The sequence below is a fragment of the Roseibacterium elongatum DSM 19469 genome, from assembly GCF_000590925.1.
GTDB lineage: Bacteria > Pseudomonadota > Alphaproteobacteria > Rhodobacterales > Rhodobacteraceae > Roseibacterium > Roseibacterium elongatum.
In genome coordinates this window covers 1,851,601-1,871,328 of record NZ_CP004372.1, presented here as the reverse complement: position 1 = coordinate 1,871,328, position 19,728 = coordinate 1,851,601, and the positions used below count along the sequence as shown (strand labels likewise).

At 66.5% G+C, this 19,728-nt stretch carries 14 protein-coding genes and 2 pseudogenes; 5 read left to right on the top strand and 11 right to left on the bottom strand.

The features are described 5' to 3' along the window. Positions 1 to 4 precede the first annotated feature (4 nt). The 4 genes and pseudogenes from ROSELON_RS09150 to ROSELON_RS09135 all read right to left on the bottom strand — a co-directional run bounded on the left by ROSELON_RS09150 (position 5) and on the right by ROSELON_RS09135 (position 4,098). Entirely contained in the window at positions 5 to 886 is an 882-nt protein-coding gene (locus ROSELON_RS09150) for a F0F1 ATP synthase subunit gamma (RefSeq protein ID WP_025312107.1), read from the bottom strand. A 31-nt stretch (positions 887 to 917) separates the two neighbouring features. After that, positions 918 to 2,456: a F0F1 ATP synthase subunit alpha gene (gene atpA / locus ROSELON_RS09145; RefSeq protein ID WP_025312106.1), complete on the bottom strand. Its 1,539-nt coding sequence runs from the start codon at positions 2,454 to 2,456 to the stop codon at positions 918 to 920. Further along, positions 2,457 to 3,023 carry a F0F1 ATP synthase subunit delta gene (locus ROSELON_RS09140; RefSeq protein ID WP_407059653.1) on the bottom strand — a complete coding sequence of 189 codons (567 nt, stop codon included), beginning with the start codon at positions 3,021 to 3,023 and terminating at the stop codon, positions 2,457 to 2,459. 317 nt (positions 3,024 to 3,340) lie between these two features. Continuing rightward, positions 3,341 to 4,098, bottom strand: a pseudogene (locus ROSELON_RS09135) (methyltransferase domain-containing protein). Positions 4,099 to 4,178: 80 nt separating this feature from the next. On the opposite strand from ROSELON_RS09135, the gene gloB reads away from it, so the two are divergent. The 3 genes from gloB (at position 4,179) to ROSELON_RS09120 (ending at position 8,502) form a co-directional block, all read left to right on the top strand. Then, a complete protein-coding gene (gloB, locus tag ROSELON_RS09130; protein WP_038650346.1) occupies positions 4,179 to 4,961 on the top strand; it encodes a hydroxyacylglutathione hydrolase in 783 nt (260 codons plus the stop codon). Between the two features lie 236 nt (positions 4,962 to 5,197). Then, on the top strand, positions 5,198 to 7,537 hold the full coding sequence (gene clpA, locus ROSELON_RS09125; protein WP_025312103.1) for an ATP-dependent Clp protease ATP-binding subunit ClpA: 2,340 nt from the start codon (positions 5,198 to 5,200) through the stop codon (positions 7,535 to 7,537). Beyond that, complete coding sequence (locus ROSELON_RS09120) at positions 7,534 to 8,502, top strand: M23 family metallopeptidase (RefSeq protein ID WP_038650344.1); 969 nt, start codon at positions 7,534 to 7,536, stop codon at positions 8,500 to 8,502. The genes clpA and ROSELON_RS09120 overlap by 4 nt, the downstream gene beginning before the upstream one ends. Before the next feature lie 6 nt (positions 8,503 to 8,508). Here ROSELON_RS09120 and ROSELON_RS09115 read toward each other — a convergent pair whose 3' ends face one another. The 3 genes from ROSELON_RS09115 to ROSELON_RS09105 form a co-directional block, all read right to left on the bottom strand. Beyond that, a complete protein-coding gene (locus tag ROSELON_RS09115; RefSeq protein ID WP_025312101.1) occupies positions 8,509 to 10,719 on the bottom strand; it encodes a peptidoglycan -binding protein in 2,211 nt (736 codons plus the stop codon). A gap of 5 nt (positions 10,720 to 10,724) precedes the next feature. After that, positions 10,725 to 11,969: a hypothetical protein gene (locus ROSELON_RS09110; protein WP_025312100.1), complete on the bottom strand. Its 1,245-nt coding sequence runs from the start codon at positions 11,967 to 11,969 to the stop codon at positions 10,725 to 10,727. Between the two features lie 79 nt (positions 11,970 to 12,048). Next, on the bottom strand, positions 12,049 to 12,600 hold the full coding sequence (locus ROSELON_RS09105; protein ID WP_407059681.1) for a gamma-glutamylcyclotransferase: 552 nt from the start codon (positions 12,598 to 12,600) through the stop codon (positions 12,049 to 12,051). A 74-nt stretch (positions 12,601 to 12,674) separates the two neighbouring features. Between ROSELON_RS09105 and ROSELON_RS09100 the strand changes: the two genes are divergently transcribed. Continuing rightward, positions 12,675 to 13,676 carry a DUF2125 domain-containing protein gene (locus ROSELON_RS09100; protein WP_025312098.1) on the top strand — a complete coding sequence of 334 codons (1,002 nt, stop codon included), beginning with the start codon at positions 12,675 to 12,677 and terminating at the stop codon, positions 13,674 to 13,676. Positions 13,677 to 13,760: 84 nt separating this feature from the next. Here the strand turns inward: ROSELON_RS09100 and ROSELON_RS09095 are convergent, their stop codons facing one another. The 4 genes and pseudogenes from ROSELON_RS09095 to ROSELON_RS09080 form a co-directional block, all read right to left on the bottom strand. Beyond that, complete coding sequence (locus ROSELON_RS09095; RefSeq protein WP_025312097.1) at positions 13,761 to 14,708, bottom strand: extensin-like domain-containing protein; 948 nt, start codon at positions 14,706 to 14,708, stop codon at positions 13,761 to 13,763. After that, positions 14,705 to 15,648 (bottom strand): annotated as a pseudogene (locus ROSELON_RS09090) (prephenate/arogenate dehydrogenase family protein). Before ROSELON_RS09090 ends, ROSELON_RS09095 begins: the two are co-directional and overlap by 4 nt. Beyond that, a complete protein-coding gene (hisC, locus tag ROSELON_RS09085) occupies positions 15,645 to 16,730 on the bottom strand; it encodes a histidinol-phosphate transaminase (protein WP_025312096.1) in 1,086 nt (361 codons plus the stop codon). Before hisC ends, ROSELON_RS09090 begins: the two are co-directional and overlap by 4 nt. 68 nt (positions 16,731 to 16,798) lie before the next feature. After that, entirely contained in the window at positions 16,799 to 18,991 is a 2,193-nt protein-coding gene (locus tag ROSELON_RS09080) for a primosomal protein N' (protein ID WP_025312095.1), read from the bottom strand. 75 nt (positions 18,992 to 19,066) lie between these two features. Between ROSELON_RS09080 and fsa the strand changes: the two genes are divergently transcribed. After that, positions 19,067 to 19,720: a fructose-6-phosphate aldolase gene (gene fsa / locus ROSELON_RS09075; protein WP_025312094.1), complete on the top strand. Its 654-nt coding sequence runs from the start codon at positions 19,067 to 19,069 to the stop codon at positions 19,718 to 19,720. The last annotated feature ends 8 nt before the right edge of the window (positions 19,721 to 19,728 follow it).

Sequence of the window (19,728 nt, the reverse complement as noted above, 5' to 3'; positions counted from 1 at the left end):
GCCGTCAAAGAGCCTCTGCGCCCGAGATGATTTCGATCAGCTCGTTGGTGATGACGGCCTGACGCGACCGGTTATACTGGATCGTCAGGTTCTCGATCATCTCGCCCGCGTTGCGCGTGGCGTTGTCCATCGCGCTCATCCGCGCGCCCTGTTCGGACGCGCCGTTTTCCAGAAGCGCGGTGAAGATCTGGGTGGCGACGCCGCGCGGCAGCAGATCCTCGAGAACGGCCTCTTCCGAGGGTTCGTAATCGTAGAGCGTCCCGGCCTCGTCGGCGCCGTCCTCAACATCGTCGAAACTGGCGGGGATGATCTGCTGCTCGGTCGGGATCTGACTGATCACCGACTGAAAGCGGTTGAAGTAGATCGTCGCGACGTCGAACTCGCCGGCATCGAAGCGATCGAGCAGGTTGGCCGCGATCTCGGCCGCATTGGCATAACCCAGACGCTTCACCTCGCTCAGGTCGACATGGCCGACGAAGAGATCGGCATGGTCGCGCTTGAGCTGCTCGCGGCCTTTCTTGCCGACGGTCAGGATCTTGATCGTCTTGCCAGCGGCCCGCAGGCTGTCGATGCGCTGACGCGCCTTGCGTACGATGGTCGAGTTGAAACCGCCGCACAGACCGCGCTCGGCCGTCATCACGACCAGCAGATGCACGTCGTCCTTGCCCGTCCCGGCCAGCAGGCGGGGCGCGCTTTCGGACGCGCCCACCGAGCGGGCGAGGCCGCTCATGACGGCCTCCATCTTCTCGGCATAGGGGCGCGCCATCTCCGCCGCTTCCTGCGCACGGCGCAGTTTCGCGGCGGCGACCATCTGCATCGCCTTGGTGATCTTGCGGGTCGATTTGACCGACTCGATCCGGTTCTTCAGGTCCTTAAGGCTCGGCATGTGCCTTTACCTCTCTCGATCAGGTTCCGGATCAGGCGAAGTCTGCTGCGAACTCGTCGATCGCGGCTTTCAGCTTGTCGGCTGCATCACCCTTGATCTTCGGATCCTCATTCGTGATCCAGTCCAGAACATCCTGCTTTTTCGACCGCATGAAGGTCAGCAGGGCCTTTTCAAAGCGGCCCACATCGCTGACCGGCAGGTCATCGAGGTAGCCGTTCGTGCCGGCGAAGATGACGCAGACGATTTCGGCGTTGGTCAGCGGCGAATACTGGGCCTGCTTCATCAGCTCGGTCAGGCGCGCGCCGCGGTTCAGCAGACGCTGGGTTGCGGCATCGAGGTCCGACCCGAACTGTGCGAAGGCCGCCATTTCGCGGTACTGCGCCAGCGACAGTTTCACCGGGCCGGCGACCGAGGACATCGCCTTGGTCTGGGCCGAAGAGCCGACGCGCGACACCGACAGACCGGTGTTCACCGCCGGGCGAATGCCCTGGTAGAACAATTCGGTTTCCAGGAAGATCTGGCCATCGGTGATCGAGATCACGTTGGTCGGAATAAAGGCCGACACGTCGCCGCCCTGGGTCTCGATAACGGGAAGCGCGGTCAGCGAACCGGCGCCGTTGTCTTCATTCAGCTTGGCCGACCGCTCCAGCAGGCGCGAGTGCAGGTAGAACACGTCACCGGGGTAGGCTTCACGCCCCGGCGGACGACGCAGCAGCAGCGACATCTGGCGATAGGCGACGGCCTGTTTGGACAGGTCATCATAGATGATCAGCGCGTGGCGGCCATTGTCGCGGAAGTATTCGGCCATTGCCGTCGCGGCGTAGGGCGCGAGGAACTGCATCGGCGCGGGGTCCGACGCGGTGGCGGCCACGACGATGGAATATTCCATCGCGCCGCTTTCCTCGAGCTTCTTCACGAGTTGCGCCACGGTCGAGCGCTTCTGCCCCACGGCGACGTAGACGCAGTAGAGCTTCTTGCTCTCGTCGTCGCCGGCGGCGTCGTTGTAGGATTTCTGGTTCAGCATCGTGTCCAGCGCCACGGCGGTCTTGCCGGTCTGGCGGTCGCCGATGATCAACTCGCGCTGGCCGCGGCCGATCGGGATCATGGCGTCGATGGCCTTGAGGCCGGTTGCCATCGGTTCGTGCACCGATTTGCGCGGGATGATGCCCGGTGCCTTCACGTCGGCGACACGACGCTCGGAGGCTTCGATCGGGCCCTTGCCGTCCAGCGGGTTGCCCAGGCCGTCCACGACGCGGCCCAGCAGGCCGTCACCGGCGGGCACGTCCACGATCGAGTTCGTGCGCTTGACGGTGTCGCCTTCCTTGATGTCGCGGTCCGAGCCGAAGATCACGATACCGACATTGTCGGCCTCGAGGTTCAGCGCCATCCCCATGATGCCGCCCGGAAACTCGACCATTTCACCGGCCTGCACGTTGTCGAGGCCATAGACGCGGGCGATCCCGTCGCCCACCGAGAGCACGCGCCCCACTTCGGCCACTTCGGCGTCCTGGCCAAAGCTCTTGATCTGGTCCTTTAGGATCGCAGAGATCTCGGCTGCTTGGATACTCATTTATCCGACCTCTTTCATGCTGTTCTGGAGGGTGTTGAGCTTGGAACGGATCGACGTGTCGATCATCTTCGAGCCCACCTTGACGACAAGACCGCCGATGAGCGCTTCATCGACGGTCGCATTCAGTTTCACATCCTTGCCGACCGACGCCGAAAGCGCCTGCTGCAGGTTGTCCGATTGCGCCTTGGTCAGCGCCTTGGCCGACACGACATCGGCAGTGACCTCGCCCTTGTGTTCGGCGATCTGTTCGCGCAGCGCCGCCAGAAGGGCGGGCAGCACGAACAGACGGCGCTTTTCGGCCATCAGACGCAGGGTATTGCCGGCGATCGGACCCAGCGACATCGCATCGGCAAGCTTGCCAATGGCGAGCCCGGTTTCCTCGCGGCCGTAGACGGGCGACGAAATCAGGTCACGCAGATCTGCGCTTTCGGTGAGGGCCGCGCCAAGCGCGTCCACATCGGCCTCGAGCGCGCTGAGCGCTCCATCCTCTTCGGCGAGTTCGAACATTGCGGTCGCGTAACGCGCGGCAATGCCGGTCGAGATCGAAGCTGGTTCGCTCACGTCCACCCTTTCACATGGTTGGCCCGGGCGGTGGCGGTCTGCACCTCCGGGCAAGTTCGCGTGACGGACGCGGTATCCGTCGTTTCCCCTGAAATCGCGGTGGATGTAGCAGAGCGTTTCCCCTGCTGCAACCGCCACGCGGCAACAGAGGCAAACCAGAAAACCGCGCCTTTTCAGAGTTATGGCGAGAGCGGGCTCGAATGCGACGGTTTGAAGCGAACAGAAAGTGGCATTCTGGTCACAGCCGGATCACGATTCTGCGCGCCCTGTTAGCGCAAGCGGCGCCATGCGCGGGGTGCAAGGCCGGGTTGCGTTTGCGCCCGTCAGACGGAATTGCGCCCCGTGGCCCCCGCCGGTTGAGGCGCCCCTTCGAGCACACGCAACGGGCGCCGCACCCGTTCCGCCAGCCCCGGACCGGTGGGCGCGTAGACGCGTTTCGAGGCCTCCAGCAGGATCACGCCGCCCGCTCGGTAACTCGACAGCTTGGCGCCCATCCGCTCCATCATGTCGGCCGACCGCATCCAGAAACGCCGCTCCGAGGGTGGGGCGAACAAGGCGGCGGCGTGCCGCTCGGGCACGAAATCGTGGCGCTTGAGTTGCGCCTCGAGCTGTCCCAGCGAATAGGGCCGGCCAAAGCCGAACGGCGTCGCGTCGCGCCGCGCCCACAGGCCGCCGCGATTGGGCACGATGAACAGCGCCCGTCCCCCCGGCCCCACACCCGAGCGCATTCATCGAGAACGGCCGACGGGTGTTCCGAGGTTTCCAGCCCGTGCAGGCATACCAGCTTGTCGGCGTGGCCCGTCTCCATCGGCCAGAGGTTTTCGCGGCACAGGACCGAAACGTTTTCCATGCCCGCGGGCCAGGGCATGACCCCCTGCTCCGCCGGCATCAGCCCGACGACCCGCCGCGCATCGGCCAGATACGGCCTGAGGAGCGGCACCGCAAAGCCGAAGCCCACGACCGTCTGCCCCTTGGCCTCGGGCCACAGGGTCAGCATCCGGTCGCGGATTGCCTTTTGCGCGATCCGGCCCAACCTCGTCCTGTAGTAAAACTGGCGCAGGTCCAGCACGTCCAGATGCATTGCACTTCCCATCGCTCTGCGCGAGGCTGACGGCCCGCGCCGCCCCCCCCCCGACCTTACTCAGCCAAAGGCGAAATTCCATGCCCGAGATCACCCCAAGCGCCGAAATCGTGACCGTGCCCTGCCTGCAGGACAATTATGCCTTCCTGCTGCACGACAACGACACCGGGGCCACCGCCCTGATCGACGCGCCCGAGGCAGACCCCATTCACACGGCGCTCGAGGCCCGCGGCTGGACGCTTACCGATATCCTGATCACGCATCACCATTGGGACCACGTCGATGCCGTGACCGACCTGCGCACCACCACGGGCGCGCGCGTCTGGGGCGCAAGGGCCGACGCGGCCCGCCTGCCCCCGCTCGACCATGCGCTGGCCGAGGGCGACACGGTCAGGATCGGCGCGCTCGAGGGCCGGGTCATGGATGTCTCAGGCCACACGGTCGGCCACATTGCCTATCATTTCCCGACAGCCGGCGCGGTGTTCACGGCCGACAGCCTGATGGCCCTTGGGTGCGGGCGCCTGTTCGAGGGCACGGCCGAGCAGATGTGGCACAGCCTGTCGAAACTGGCCGCGCTGCCGCCTGACACGCTGGTCTGCTCGGGCCATGAATACACGCAGTCGAACGCGCGCTTCGCCCTGACCATTGATCCCGAGAACGCAGCGCTTATCTCTCGGGTCGAGGCCATCGACCGGGCCCGTGCCGCCGGGCAGGCGACCGTGCCGTCGATCCTTCGGGACGAGCTTGCCACGAACCCGTTTCTGCGCGCCTCGCAACCCGGGATCGCCGACAGACTGGGCATGGCGAATGCGGACCCCGTCTCGGTTTTCGCCGAGATCCGCGCCCGCAAGGACAGGTTCTGAGCCAGGTCGCGGCCCCGGCAAAACGGTCGGCCGATTCAACCCTGCCTGATCCATGGGCAGACCGCTGCGACCGATGCGCCGGAAATCAAGGGCTTGTGCCTAATCTCGTTGCGGACACAGGGCTTTGAGCAGAAATTTCTTGAAACGCGACGATAAAAACCAAAGCTTAATCATATGAGGCCATGATCGAGTGGCGGCCACGGCCCCGACTCGATGACACCGAAAGGAGCACAGCTGTGCCGTCTTTTTCGAACACCCTAGAGCAGGCCATTCACGCTGCCCTCGCCAACGCGAATGCACGCCGTCACGAGCTTGCCACGCTGGAACATCTTTTGCTGGCGCTGATCGACGAACCCGACGCCCAGAAGGTGATGAAGGCATGCAGCGTCGATCTTGAGGAATTGCGCCAGACGCTGGTCCAGTTCATCGAAGACGATCTGTCGACCCTCGTCACCGATGTCGAAGGGTCCGAGGCTGTGCCGACCGCCGCGTTTCAACGCGTGATCCAGCGCGCGGCCATCCATGTGCAATCCTCGGGTCGGACCGAGGTCACCGGGGCGAACGTTCTGGTCGCCATTTTCGCCGAACGCGAAAGCAATGCCGCCTATTTCCTGCAAGAGCAGGACATGACGCGCTATGACGCGGTCAACTTCATCGCCCATGGCGTGGCCAAGGACCCGTCCTATGGTGAACAGCGCCCCGTGACCGGCGCCACCGAAGAAGACAGCGACAGCGGCGGCCCCGCGGCACAGGCCGCAGGCCCCGAGGGCGAGCAGAAGGAATCGGCGCTGGCCAAGTATTGCGTCGATCTGAACGCCAAGGCCGTGAAGGGCGATGTTGACCCGCTGATCGGTCGCGACCACGAGGTCGAACGCTGCATCCAGGTGCTGTGCCGCCGGCGCAAGAACAACCCGCTGCTCGTGGGCGACCCCGGCGTCGGCAAGACCGCGATTGCCGAAGGTCTGGCCAAGAAGATCGTCGAGGGTCAGACGCCCGAGGTTCTGCAAGGGGCCACGATCTATTCGCTCGATATGGGCGCGCTGCTGGCGGGCACCCGGTATCGCGGCGATTTCGAAGAGCGGTTGAAAGCGGTCGTCAAGGAACTCGAAGATCACCCCGACGCGGTGCTCTTCATCGACGAGATCCACACCGTGATCGGAGCGGGCGCCACCTCGGGCGGGGCGATGGACGCCTCGAACCTGCTGAAGCCTGCGCTTCAGGGTGGCAAGCTGCGCTGCATGGGCTCGACCACCTACAAGGAATTCCGCCAGCATTTCGAAAAGGACCGCGCGCTGAGCCGCCGGTTCCAGAAGATCGACGTGACCGAGCCGTCGGTGGAAGACGCCGTGAAGATCCTCAAGGGCCTGAAGCCCTATTTCGAAGAGCATCACGACATCAAGTACACCAGTGACGCGATCAAGACGGCGGTCGAATTGTCGGCGCGCTACATCAATGACAGGAAACTGCCGGACAAGGCCATCGACGTGATCGACGAGGCCGGGGCCGCCCAGCACCTGGTGGCGGAATCGCGGCGCCGCAAGACCATCGGCGCCAAGGAAATCGAGGCCGTCGTGGCCAAGATCGCCCGCATCCCACCCAAGAACGTCTCCAAGGACGATTCCGAGATGCTCAAGGATCTCGAAAGCACGCTCAAGCGCGTCGTCTTCGGCCAGGATGCGGCCATCGAGGCCCTGTCCAGCGCCATCAAGCTGGCCCGTGCCGGCCTGCGCGAGCCGGAGAAGCCCATCGGCAACTACCTGTTCGCCGGCCCCACCGGCGTCGGCAAGACCGAGGTCGCCAAGCAACTGGCCGACACGCTGGGCGTCGAGCTGCTGCGCTTCGACATGTCGGAATACATGGAGAAACATGCGGTCAGCCGCCTGATCGGTGCGCCTCCGGGCTATGTCGGGTTCGACCAGGGGGGCCTGTTGACCGATGGGGTCGATCAGCATCCGCATTGCGTGCTGCTGCTCGATGAAATCGAGAAAGCCCACCCGGACGTGTTCAACATCCTCCTGCAGGTGATGGATCACGGCACGCTGACGGATCACAACGGCCGGTCGGTCGATTTCCGCAACGTGATTCTGATCATGACCTCGAATGCGGGCGCCGCGGAACAGGCCAAGGCTGCCATCGGCTTCGGCCGCGATCGCCGCGAGGGCGAGGACACCGCCGCGATCGAGCGGACCTTCACGCCCGAGTTCCGCAACCGCCTCGACGCCGTGATCTCCTTCGGTCCGCTGCCGAAAGAGGTGATCCTGCAGGTCGTCGAAAAGTTCGTCCTGCAGCTCGAGGCGCAGTTGATGGATCGCAACGTGACCATCGACCTGACCAAGCCGGCGGCGGAGTGGCTGGCGGACAAGGGTTACGATGACAAGATGGGCGCGCGTCCGCTCGGCCGCGTGATCCAGGAGCACATCAAGAAACCCTTGGCCGAGGAACTGCTGTTCGGCAAGCTGGCCAAGGGTGGCAACATCACGGTCGGCGTCAAGGATGGCAAGATCGACCTGCGGATCGACGAACCCGGCGCGCGTCGCCTGTCATCCAAGAAGCCGCCCCTTCTGACGGCGGAATGATCCCGCGCCTGATCTGCATGACGGCGGCCCTGCTTTGGGCCGCCGTTTTGCCGTCGCCCTTGCGCGGAGATGCGCCTGCGCTGCTGTTCCCGGTGGACTGCACATTGGGCGACACCTGTTTCCTGCAGCAATTCATGGATCGCGACCCGGGACCGGGCTGGCGCGATTTCACCTGCGGCCCGGCCAGCTATGACGGGCATACCGGCACCGACATCCGCGTGGCGGATCTGGCAACCATGCGCCAGGGCTGGGCCGTGCGCGCCGCGGCCCCCGGCACGGTACGGGCCATCCGCGACGGCGTCCCGGATGGCGGCACCGCCGCTGCGCCGCAAGGGCAAGGATGCGGCAACGGGGTGGTGATCGACCATGCCGAGGGATGGCAGACTCAGTATTGCCACCTCGCGCAGGGATCGGTCACCGTCACGCCGGGCCAGGCGGTCGCCGCGGGGGCCGTGTTGGGCGAGATCGGGTATTCCGGCATCACCGAGTTTCCGCATCTGGAATTCCTCGTGCGGCACAACGGCGTGCTGGTCGACCCGTTCGACCCGAGCGACCTGTCGCGTTGCGGCATGGGCGTCGACCCGCTCTGGGCCGAGCCGATCGCCAGCACGGCAAGCGGCGTTCTAAGCGTCGGCTTCTCCGATGCGGTTCCGGAATTTTCGGACATCCGCGCCGGAACGGCGAACGCAACCTCCCTCGACCGAACGGGACCGGCCCTTGTGCTCTGGGGGTTTGTTTTTGGCGGGCAGGCCGGAGACATCCTGCGCCTGGAAATCCGCGACCCGGAAGGGGCCGCGTATCACCGTCAGGAGGTCGTGCTCGAGCGCACACAGGCCGAGCTGTTTCGCGCCTCGGGTCGCCGCATATCCGACAGCCTGCCGGCGGGGGAGTATACCGGCACGGTCACCTTGATCCGCGACGACATCGAGATCGACACGCGGACAACGCACATCCCCGTGCGATAAGCCGTCTCAGCGTTCGGTCAGTTTCAACTCGATCCGGCGGTTCTGCGCCTGCCCTGCATCCGTCTCGTTCGACGCGATGGGGGAATATTCGCCAAACCCCGTCGCGGCCAGACGGTTAGGCGGAAAATCGAGATCCTCGGTCAGGTAGCGCACCACGGACAGAGCGCGCGCCTGGCTGAGTTCCCAGTTGTTCGCGAAATCCGCATTCGGGCGAAGCTGCTGATCATCGGTATGGCCATCGACGCGCACGATCCAGTCGATGGCCTGCGGGATGTCATCGGCGATATCGAGAAGCAGCGTGGCGACATTGTCGATCTGGGCCAAACCCTCGGGCGACAGATCGGCCGAGCCGACCTCGAACAGCACCTCCGAGGAGAACACGAACCGGTCGCCGACGATGCGCACGCCTTCGCGCCCCTCCAGCAGATCGCGGAGACGGCCGAAGAACTCGGACCGATATCGCTCAAGCTCTTCCGCCTCGGCCAACAGACGCGCGGCCTCGGCGGCCTCGAGTTCCGCGCGGGCGCTTTCTTCGGCGGCCAGTTGCGCCAGGGCGGTGTTCAGGCGCGCGCCAAGCGCCTCGATCTGCACCTGAGCCTCGGCATCCCGGGACTCGGAATCGTCCAGCAAGGTTTCGAGCGCGCCAAGTTGCTGGCGCAATGCCGCGACCTGTTCGTTCAGCAATGTCACCTGCCGCGCACTTTCGGCCGAGGCTGCCTCGGCGGCTTCGAGTTCGCGATTGGCCTGCGCCAGAAGGGCCTCGCGCCGGTCGGCCTCATCCAAGGCCGTGCCTTGCGCGGCCTCGGCGGCCAAGCGCGCGGCCAGCGCGTCGGCCAGTTGCGCCTCGAGTTGCGACAGGGTCGCGTCGCGCTCGGCCAGGGTTTGCGACAGCGTCTCGGCGCGGTCCTCGGCGGCGGCGGTTTCGGCATCGCGCGCGGCGATCTGGGCCTCGGCCTCGGCAATGCGGGCTTCGAGTTCGACAAGGCGCGCGGCAGCCGAGGCTTCGGCGGACTCCAGTCGTGACAGCGCCAATGCCAATTGCGTTTCCAGATCGCTGAGGCTGCGGGATTGCTCGGCCCCCTGCTCTTCAAGCCGCGCCAACTCTGCCTCGGCCTGGGCCAGCTGCGCCTCGAGCGTCTGAGCGAGATCGCCCTGGCTGTCGGCCTGCGCCAACGCCGCGGCAAGCCGGGCGGCCAGATCCTCGCGGGCGGCCTCGGCCGCGGCCAGCAGCGTCAGGGTTTCCTCGGCCCGGCGGCGCTGTTCCTCCAGCGCCAGCGTCATCGCCGTCAGTTCGGCGTCCGCATTCTGCAAACGCTCTCGCAACGCCTCGGCCGCGGCCGCCTCGGCCAGACGCGCGGCCTCTTCCTCGGTCAGCGCGGTTTCGGCCTCGGCCAGCCGTTGGCGCAAGGCCTCGGCTGCGGCCAATTCGGCCAGACGGGCGGTCTCTTCGGCGCTCAACGCGGCCTCGGCCTCGTCAAGCTGCGCCTCGAGCGCCGCCAGACGCGCGCGTTGCGCCTCTTGCGCAGCTTGCGCGGTGTCGAGGTCTTCTTCCAGTGCGGCGGCGCGTTCGCGCACCGCCTCGCTGTCCTCGAGCGCGGCCAAAGCCTGCGCCAGCGAGGTTTCCCGCGTCGCCGCCTCGGCCTCAAGGTCGTCGATCAGCGCTTGCAGCGCCTCGCGCCGGGCCGCGGCAAGGCGTGCTTGCTCGGCGGCCGCGTCGATTTCCGACCGCGCTTGCGCCAGCGCCAGTTGCAGCGCCTCGGCCCTGCTCATGGCGTCGGCGGCGTCGGCCTCGGCGGTGTCGCGGGCGGTGGCCAGATCGCGGTTCTCGGCCAGCAGTCCCGCGACCTGCTCTTCGAAATCGACCAGACGCGCCGCCTGTGCCTCGGTCTCGGCGGTCAGCGCGGTGATCAGTGCGGCCTGCGCGGCGACCTCGTCGCGCGCAGCGGACAGATTGCCCGACAAGGTGGCCACACGGCTTTCCAGTCTGTCGGCCCGGCCCGTTTCCAGACCCAACGCTTCGGAGAGTTGATTGAGCTGTGCGTTCAGCGCGGTCAGTTCGTCATCCTGGTTGGTGATCTCTTCGCGCAGCACGTATTGCACCACCATGAAAATGGTGAGCAGGAAGATCATGACCATCAGCAGCGCGGTGATCGCGTCCACGAAACCCGGCCAGATCGCCCCGGAAAAACGGCCCCCCGAACGGCGGTGAAAGGCCATGGCCCCTAGCCTCCGGCGTCGGGCGTGTCACCCGCGGGCGACGGGGGCGCGGAGCGCGGGGCGGGCCGTCGCGCGGCCATTGGTGCGCGCGCCGCCTGGGTCAGGCTGCGCAAGGCATCGGTCAGGCCGGCGATATCCTCGCGCAACAGGCTGACATCCAAGGCCCGCCCCTCGCCCAGCTCTTCGAAGATCTGGAACAGCTGCACGTCGATCGACCGCAGGCGCATGCGGCTTTCCTCATCCAGCCCGTGCTCGGTGCTGGCCTGCGACTCGATCACCTCGGCCAGGCGCTCCTGCGCGGTGGCAAGCCGTCCCGCGGCCTCGATCTGGCCGCTGCCCATCAGCTCGGTGAACGCACCCAGCCTGTTGGCCAGATCGGCCAGCCGCGCATCGGTTTCGGCGCGGCGCGCTTCGGATTGCGAATACAGGCTCTGGAGCGTCTCGACCTGATCGACCATATGGTCCAGCACGGTGGCGATGGCACCGCGGTCGACGCCGCCTTCGCCCTCGCCCGAGGAAAAGCTGACGCGCGTGATCGAGGCCAGCCATTCCTCCATCTCGCGGTAAAACCGGTTCTGCCCATGGCCCGCGAACAATTCCAGCAGCCCGACCACCAACGAGCCAGCCAGCCCAAGCAGCGACGAGGCAAAGGCCGTGCCCATCCCGCCCAGTTGATCCTCGAGCCCATCCATCAGACGGCCGAATACGGCCAGGCCTTCCTCGCCCTCGGTCGGCTGCAGCGACCGTATCGTCTCGACAACGGCGGGAACGGTCGTGGCCAGGCCAAAGAACGTTCCCAGAAGGCCCAGGAAAATCAGCAGATTGGCGATGTAGCGCGTGATATCCCGGCTTTCTTCCATCCGCGCGCCAACCGAGTCGAGGATCGACTTGGACGTGGCCGGTGTGATCTGCATCCGCGCGCCGCGCAGCCTCACGATCCCGGTGGCCGCCGCCAAAAGCTGCGGCGGCTTCTCGACCTCGTCCTGCGCGCCCGCGCCGGCCACCTGTTCGATCCACGCGACCGAGGAAAACAGTTGAAAGACCTGCCAGAAACAGGCGAACACGCCGATCACGAACACCACGCCGATGGTGCCGTTCAGATACGGGCTGGACAGGAACACCGGCTCGACTCGCGGCCAGACAAGCACGCCCCCGGCAATGACGCAGCCTAGGATCAGCAGCATCAGGACGATTTGCCGGGTCGGTCGTATGATGCGTGGCGCCCCCGCGCCGTCGGCTCTGCTCGCCATGGCCCTCTCAGCCACTTCTTGGTGTTTACGCGTCGCAGACTACTACTGCTTGCGTCATATTCCAATGGCAGACCACGCGTCAGGGCGATTTCAGTTGCGCCACCCGTGTTTCCAGCCAATCCAGATCGGCATCGGCCAGGCCCAGTTCGCGCAGATGGGCGGCCGTGTTGAACAGGTATTCGTCGTTCGGCCCGCGCCCGCCCGTGGCATGCGCAATGATCTGCGCCTGCTGCTCGAGGCTGAGCGTGCCGCGATACTGATCGTGGGCGGCGTCGATCACATAGGTCAGAACGTCCGGCACATCGGTGCCGCTGTCGTGCAGGCGCACATTCTGGCGCGTTTCGATATAGGCCGAGGACGCCAGTTCCCGCTCGCGCAGATAGGCAAGGGTTTGCGTGGCATAGCGCCGTTCGACCCGAAATGCGACGCCGTCGCAATGCGCCCCCTCGGCGGCATCGAGCGCCAGCACAAGGCCCGGCCGTTCGACGGTGCCGCGATGGTGGATCGACGACATGCAAAACGACCGGTGCCAGCCATTCAGGCGCGCGACACGGGCCTCGGCCACCGGAAAACCGGGGTTCCACAGAAGCGACCCGTAGCCGAAGACCCACATGTCATTCTGCACCTGCATCACCATTCCCGTGGCCCTTTGCGTTCGGCACGGCTATATCCGGCCATGTGGTGCAGGGTGAAGGGGCGAAAACCATGCGGCGGCTGATTTTCGGTCTGGTGGTGCTGACGGCGCTGGCAAGCGGCTGGTGGGCCTTTTACGCCTGGAGCACGGAACGGGTGGTGTCGCAATGGATGGCCGCCCGCGAGGCCGAAGGCTGGCTCGCGCGCTATGCGGACCTGTCGGTCGAGGGGTTCCCCACCCGCTTCGACACCAGGCTGCGCGACCTGGAACTGGCCGATCCCGACACCGGTTGGGTCTGGCGGGTGCCCGAACTGTTCCTTGGCCAGCGCGCCTTGCGCCCCGATCATCTGCGGGCGATTTGGCCACGGGAACAGGTGCTGTCGTCCTCACGCGAAAGCGTCACCATCCGGTCCGAGGTCATGCGCTCGGAGTTGGATGTCCAGCCCGCGGCGCAGTTCGCGCTGGATGCCTCGGTCACCGAGATGCAGGGGGTCGAGGTCGCCTCGACGGAGGGGTGGTCGATGTATCTGTCCGACGGGCGATTGACCGGCCAGCGGGTCGAGGGCACGGACGATACCTATGACGTCGCCTTCGTCGCCGAGGGGCTGGAGCCGCCAGGCCCCATGGCGGCGCTGCTGGATCCCGCCGGCGTCTTGCCGCAGCGGATCGGGACGGTGACCTACCGCGCGCGGATGGCCTTTGACCGCCCGTGGGATCTGCGCGCCATCGAAGAGCGGCGGCCCCAGATCAGCCAGATCGCGCTCGAGGACATGTCGGCCCAATGGGGCGACATGCTGTTTCGCGCCACCGGCGCCGTTGATGTCGATGCGGCGGGCCAGCCCGAGGGCGACATCGCCGTCCGGGCCGAAAACTGGCAAAGCATGGTCGAGCTGGCGGTCAATGCCGGGGCCATCCCGCAGCAATTGCAGGGCAGCATCGAGGCCGTTCTGGGCATGGTCGCGGGCCTGTCCGGGCGGCCCGAAAACATCGACGCGACGCTGTCGTTCCGGGACGGGCGGGTGTTCCTCGGGCCGCTGCCACTGGGACCTGCACCGCGGCTGATCTTGCAATAGAGTTTTTTACAAACGGACAAGATCACAGGGTTTTCCACAGGTTTATCCAAAGAAACCTGTTCAAGACGCCACAAACATCCCGGCCTAGCGGCAATAGGGCCCGCCGCGATAGGATGCGACGTCAAAGTGGAAATGGTCCTGGTGGAACCGGTCCGAATTGGGCCCCAGCACCGTTCCGAAGGTGCCGCAGGCGGCGCGGTGCATCTCTTGCAGCAAGGGGCCCGCGCGGCGATCGCGCCAACCGCCGAGCACCGTCAACTCCGTTCCGTTGGCAAGGCCGATGCCGGCGATATCCACCGCGTTGCCGCGGGCATGCTCGCTCAGCCTGGCGCCCGCCTGCGAGTTTCGTGTGCGGCAGGCGTATGAGGCAACCACCCGGATATTCGACACCCCGCCGCCGCTCCGCCCCACCGTCGGCACCACACTGCCGCGCACCCATTCCTGAAAGGCGCGCGCCGTGGTGCAATTTATGGTGGCCGGCTGCGTCAGCGGGATGCCGTCGATCGCCCGCAGGCGCACAGGCTCGGCAATGCCGCACCCCGAGATGCGGCCCGTGATCGCCTCGAGCCGGTCGCCCTCCAACCCGCGCACCCCGCAGAGCTGGCCGCGCTGGCCGGGTTGGGCGACCCGCGCCGGTGTCTGACGGGTGGCCGAGGCGCGCACGCGCCCCTCCAGCCCCTGGGGACGCAAGGACGGTCGCAGCGATTGCACCACGGCCAGCGCCGTCGCATTCCGCCCGGCACCCTCGCGGGGCCGGTCCGGTGTGGCGGCCAGCACCGCCGCCACGGCTGGCATGGTCGCGACGGGCGGCGGATCGGGCACCGCCGCTGCGCCGGGCCGCGCCTGTGGCCTGAGCGATCGGCGCGGGGCCTGCGCCGTGGCGCGCAGCGTGACCCGCGTGACATCAACCGGGGCGGGTGTTTCGGGAATCGCCCGCATCACCGGTCGTGGCGACCTGTCGGGGGCATCGGCAGCGGCGCCCGCGGCGGCAACGATCAGGCCAGCCGCCAGGATCGCTGCCGCCCGCCTCACTTTTCCGCCCCTTCATCAGCCCGCGCCTTGGCCGGCATCCGGCCAAAGTCGGGCGCGTCGGTATCCTGCCCGGCCTCGATGATGCCGCGACGGATGGCGCGGGTGCGGGTGAAATAGTCGAACAGGTGGTCGCCATCGCCGGTACGGATCGCGCGTTGCAGGGCGAACAGTTCCTCGGTGAACCGGCCGAGGATTTCAAGCGTCGCATCCTTGTTCGAGAGGAACACATCGCGCCACATGGTCGGATCGCTGGCCGCGATCCGGGTGAAATCGCGGAAACCCGCGGCGGAATACTTGATGACCTCGCTATCGGTCACGCGGCGCAGGTCGTCGGCCACACCCACCATCGTATAGGCAATCAGGTGCGGCGTGTGGCTGGTCACCGCCAGCACGAGGTCATGGTGATCGGCGTCCATTTCCTCGACATTGGCGCCGCACCCTTCCCAAAGCGCGCGCAGCCTGGCCACGGCCTCGGGGGCGGTCCCAGGATCGGGGGTCAGCAGGACATAGCGGTTGTCGAACAACTCGGCAAAACCGGATCGCGGGCCGGAATGTTCCGTCCCGGCCAGCGGATGACCGGGGACGAAATGCACGCCCTTGGGCAAATGCGGGGCGACGGCGGCGATCACGTCGCGTTTGACCGAGCCGACATCGGTGATGGTGGCGCCGGGGGCCAGATGGGGGGCGATTTCCCTTGTGACGGCCTCCATCGCGCCGACCGGCACGGCCAGCACCACCAGATCGGCATCTTTCACCGCTTCGGCGGCGGTGTCGACGATCCGGTCGCACAGGCCGATCCGCGCGCGATCTGCCTCGTCTCAGCGGACCGCGCGGTGCCGACAATCTCGCCCGCAAGGTCCGCACGCCGCATGGCATGGGCCATCGACCCGGCGATCAGGCCCAGGCCGATCAGGGCGACGCGGGTGTAGATCACGCTCATGCCGCCCCCTTGAAGCTGCGCAGCGCATCGAGGACACGGCTGTTGTCCTCGGGGCGGCCCACGGTGATGCGCAGGCATTGCGGCATGCCGTAGCTGCGCGGGTGACGCACGATGATGCCTTGTGCTTTCAGATACGCATCGACGGCGACGGCCTCGGCCTCGTCGGCGAAGCGGGCCAGGACGAAATTGGCATGGCTGTCGTCACAGCCGATCCCCAGTTGGCGCAAGCCCCCGGTCAGGCGCGCGCGTTCCTCGGCGTTGACGCGAATACACTCGGCCACCCAATCGGTGTCGCGCACTGCCGCCTCGGCCCCCGCCAGCGCAATGCCCGACAGGTTGAAGGGCCCGCGGACGCGGTTGAGCACATCGACGATCTCTTTCGGGGCATAGCCATAGCCCACGCGCAGCCCGCCCAGGCCATAGGCCTTGGAGAAGGTGCGCGTCATCACGACGTTCTCACGCGTCTCGACCAGCGATTTGCCGCCGTCATAGCCCTCGGTGAACTCGGCATAGGCCCCGTCCAGGATCAGCAGACAGACCTTGGGCAAGCCCTCGGCGAGGCGGGCCAGATCCGCCATCGGGATCAGGGTCGCGGTCGGGTTTGCGGGGTTGGCGATGAAGACCAGCCGCGTCTTGTCGGTGGCCATGGCCAGCAGCGCGTCGACATCGACCATCCGCTCGCGTTCGGGCGCCACGACCGGCGTGGCCCCGGCGGCCAGCGCGCTGATGCGGTACATGCCGAAGCCATGGGTGGTATACAGCACCTCGTCCCCCGGCCCGGCATAGGCCTGGCAGAGGAAATGGATGATCTCGTCCGAGCCGACACCGCAGATGATGCGGTCGGCATCGAGGTCATACACCTCGGCGATGGCGGCGCGCAGCGCGGCGTGATCGGTCGAGGGGTAGCGATGCGCCTGCGTGAGCGCGCCTTGCATGGCCGCGACGGCGGCGGGCGAGGGGCCGAACGGGTTTTCGTTCGAGCTGAGCTTCAGTGGCTCGGCCTGGCCCTCGATCTGCGATTGACCGCCCTGATAGAGCGCGATGTCGAGGATGCCGGGCTGCGGGCGGATCTGCGTGGCCATGTCACAAGTCCTGATACGCAAGGAGTTCGCGGGGTTCTAGCGAGAGTCTGGCGCCGAGGGAACCGCAATCAATAGAAGCTTTGCGGGTCGATATCGACAGAAAGACGCAGATTGGCGGGCAGTTTCACCCCACCGGTCCACCACCGGATCGCCCCCTGCAGCGCGACGCCCTTGGGCGCCTTGACCAACAGGCGCACGCGATGCCGGCCGCGCACACGGGCAATCGGGGCCGGTGCGGGGCCATAGACCACCGCGCCCACGGCGCGCAGCGCGTCGTCATGGCGCGCCAGATGGCTGCCCAGATCAAAGGCGGCCGCCGCCTCGGGGGCGCTGATGATGATACCGGCAAGCCGGCCATAGGGCGGCATGCCGGCCTGTTCCCGCTCGGCCGCCTCGGCGCGCCAGAACCCTTCCTCGTCGCCCGACAGGATGGCGCGGATTACCGGATGCTCGGGCTGGAAGGTCTGCAGCAGGGCCACGCCGCGTTTCTCGGCCCGCCCGGCGCGGCCCGCAACCTGTCGCATCAGTTGAAAGGTCCGCTCGGCCGCGCGCAGATCGCCACCCTGAAGGCCCAGATCGGCATCGACCACGCCCACCAGCGTCAGGCGCGGGAAATTGTGCCCCTTGGCCACAAGTTGCGTGCCGATGATGATATCGGTGTCACCCTGTGCGATGTCCTCGATCTGGGCCTTCAGCGCGCGGGCCGAGCCGAACAGGTCAGAGGACAGGATCGCCAGTTTCGCATCGGGAAAGGCGCGCGCGGCCTCTTCGGCCACACGTTCGACGCCGGGGCCGACAGCGGCCATTTTCCCTTCGACCCCGCAGGAGGGGCAGGCCGTCGGCAGGGGTTTCGTCTCGCCGCATTGGTGACAGACGAGGCGTTTCTGGAACCGGTGTTCGACCATGCGCGCGTCGCAATGGTCACACCCCACCTGCGCCCCGCAGGCCCGGCACAGCGTCACCGGGGCATAGCCGCGCCGGTTAAGGAACAACAGCGCCTGTTCACCGTTCTGGATGCGCTTGGCAACCTCGGACACGAGCGTCGGAGACAGCCAGCTTTGCGCCGGCAGATCCTGCATGCGCATGTCGATGGCGGCCATCTCGGGCAAGACCGCTTCTCCGAACCGCGATGTCAGGTCGAGCCGCGCGTATTTTCCCGCCTCGGCATTGGCCCAACTTTCCAGCGACGGCGTGGCCGAGGCCAGCACGACCTGCGCGTCGTTCAGGCTGGCGCGCAGCACGGCCATGTCGCGGGCATTGTACAGCGCGCCTTCCTCCTGCTTGTAGGAACTGTCGTGTTCCTCATCCACGACGATCAGGCCAAGGTCGCGATAGGGCAGGAACAGCGCGGATCGTGCGCCCACAACCAGTTGCGCGGCCCCCTGCCCCACCATTTTCCACGCGCGGCGGCGTTCGGTCATGGTCACGCCCGAATGCCATTCGGCCGGTTTCGCGCCGAACCGCGCCTCGACCCGCGTCAGAAACTCGCTGGTCAGCGCGATCTCGGGCAGCAGAACCAGCGCCTGACGGCCCTGCCGCAGGCATTCGGCCACGGCCTCGAGATAGACCTCGGTCTTGCCCGAGCCGGTGACGCCTTTCAGCAAGGTCGTGCCGTATCGGCGCGATGCCATGGCCGTGCACAGCGACGCCGCCGCGCGGGCCTGATCCTCGGTCAGCTCCTTTCCGGGCAAGTCGGGGTCCAGCGGCAGGTAGGGTGCATCGCGCGGCGTATCGGCCTCCTCGACCACGCCCTGTTTCGCCAGCCCCTTGATGACCGAGCTCGACACGCCCGCAAGGCTGGACAGTTCCGACAAGGTGAACCCCAAACCGCCATACTCGACCAGCGTGTCGATCACGCGGCGCCGCGCCTCGGTCATGCGGTCAGGCTCGCCCTGCCCCAGCCGGTAGATCTTGCGCATCGAGGGCGGATCGCTCAGGCCCGGCACCCGCGTCGCCAGCCGCAGCATTTGCGACAAGGGCGTCAGCGTGTAGGCCCCGGCCTTTTCCAGGAAATCCCGCAACTCGGCGCGCATGGGTGCTGCATCGAGCACGCGGTTGACCGCGCGCAGCTTGGCCGCGTCGAAATCGCCCGCCCCCTCGCCCCAGACCACGCCCAGCACCTTGCGCGGCCCAAGCGGCACCTCGACGAAGGCCCCCAGCCAGCAGCCCCCCTCGGGTGCGCGGTAATCCAGAACGCGGTCCAGCGGCTCGGGCGTCAGGATGCCGACGCGCGCGCCTTCCTCGAAATACTCCCGGCTCATGCCTTTTCGCTGCCCGACCCTTGCGCTAGAAGGCCGCCAGATGACCATGGCCTGCCCGCGAAAGGAAGCCGAGCGATGAAATTCTTTGTGGATACCGCCGATATCGACGCCATCCGCGACCTGTCGGAACTGGGGATCGTGGACGGGGTGACGACGAACCCCTCGCTGATCATGAAATCCGGCCGCGACATCAAAGAGGTGACCAAGGAGATCTGCGACCTGATCGATGGTCCCGTCAGTGCCGAAACCGTGGCACTGGACGCCGAGGGCATGGTGGCCGAGGGCCGCGAACTGGCCAAGATCGCCGACAACATCGCCATCAAGGTGCCGCTGACCTGGGAAGGGCTGAAGGCCTGCAAGACGCTGTCGGGCGAGGGCCGCATGGTCAACGTGACGCTGTGCTTCTCGGCCAACCAGGCGTTGCTGGCCGCCAAGGCGGGCGCGACGTTCATCTCGCCCTTCATCGGGCGGCTCGATGACCTGAACCTCGACGGAATGGACCTGATCGCCGAGATCCGTCAGATCTACGACAATTACGGGTTCGAGACCGAGATCCTCGCCGCCTCGATCCGCAATGTGAACCACATGAAAGAGGCTGCCCTGATCGGGGCCGACGTGGCGACCGCACCGCCGGGCGTCATCCACGCGATGGCCAGCCATGTGATGACCGACAAGGGCCTCGATGCCTTCATGAAGGACTGGGCGAAGACGGGTCAGAAAATCCTCTGATCCGCCGC

Excerpts from the sequence above, each read along its gene's own strand:
- ROSELON_RS09150 (WP_025312107.1), bottom strand. The coding sequence starts at position 886 with ATGCCGAGCCTTAAGGACCTGAAGAACCGGATCGAGTCGGTCAAATCG.
- atpA (WP_025312106.1), bottom strand. The coding sequence starts at position 2,456 with ATGAGTATCCAAGCAGCCGAGATCTCTGCGATCCTAAAGGACCAGATC.
- gloB (WP_038650346.1), top strand. The coding sequence starts at position 4,179 with ATGCCCGAGATCACCCCAAGCGCCGAAATCGTGACCGTGCCCTGCCTG.
- ROSELON_RS09120 (WP_038650344.1), top strand. The coding sequence starts at position 7,534 with ATGATCCCGCGCCTGATCTGCATGACGGCGGCCCTGCTTTGGGCCGCC.
- ROSELON_RS09115 (WP_025312101.1), bottom strand. The coding sequence starts at position 10,719 with ATGGCCTTTCACCGCCGTTCGGGGGGCCGTTTTTCCGGGGCGATCTGG.
- ROSELON_RS09110 (WP_025312100.1), bottom strand. The coding sequence starts at position 11,969 with ATGGCGAGCAGAGCCGACGGCGCGGGGGCGCCACGCATCATACGACCG.
- ROSELON_RS09105 (WP_407059681.1), bottom strand. The coding sequence starts at position 12,600 with ATGCAGGTGCAGAATGACATGTGGGTCTTCGGCTACGGGTCGCTTCTG.
- ROSELON_RS09100 (WP_025312098.1), top strand. The coding sequence starts at position 12,675 with ATGCGGCGGCTGATTTTCGGTCTGGTGGTGCTGACGGCGCTGGCAAGC.
- hisC (WP_025312096.1), bottom strand. The coding sequence starts at position 16,730 with ATGGCCACGCAGATCCGCCCGCAGCCCGGCATCCTCGACATCGCGCTC.
- ROSELON_RS09080 (WP_025312095.1), bottom strand. The coding sequence starts at position 18,991 with ATGAGCCGGGAGTATTTCGAGGAAGGCGCGCGCGTCGGCATCCTGACG.
- fsa (WP_025312094.1), top strand. The coding sequence starts at position 19,067 with ATGAAATTCTTTGTGGATACCGCCGATATCGACGCCATCCGCGACCTG.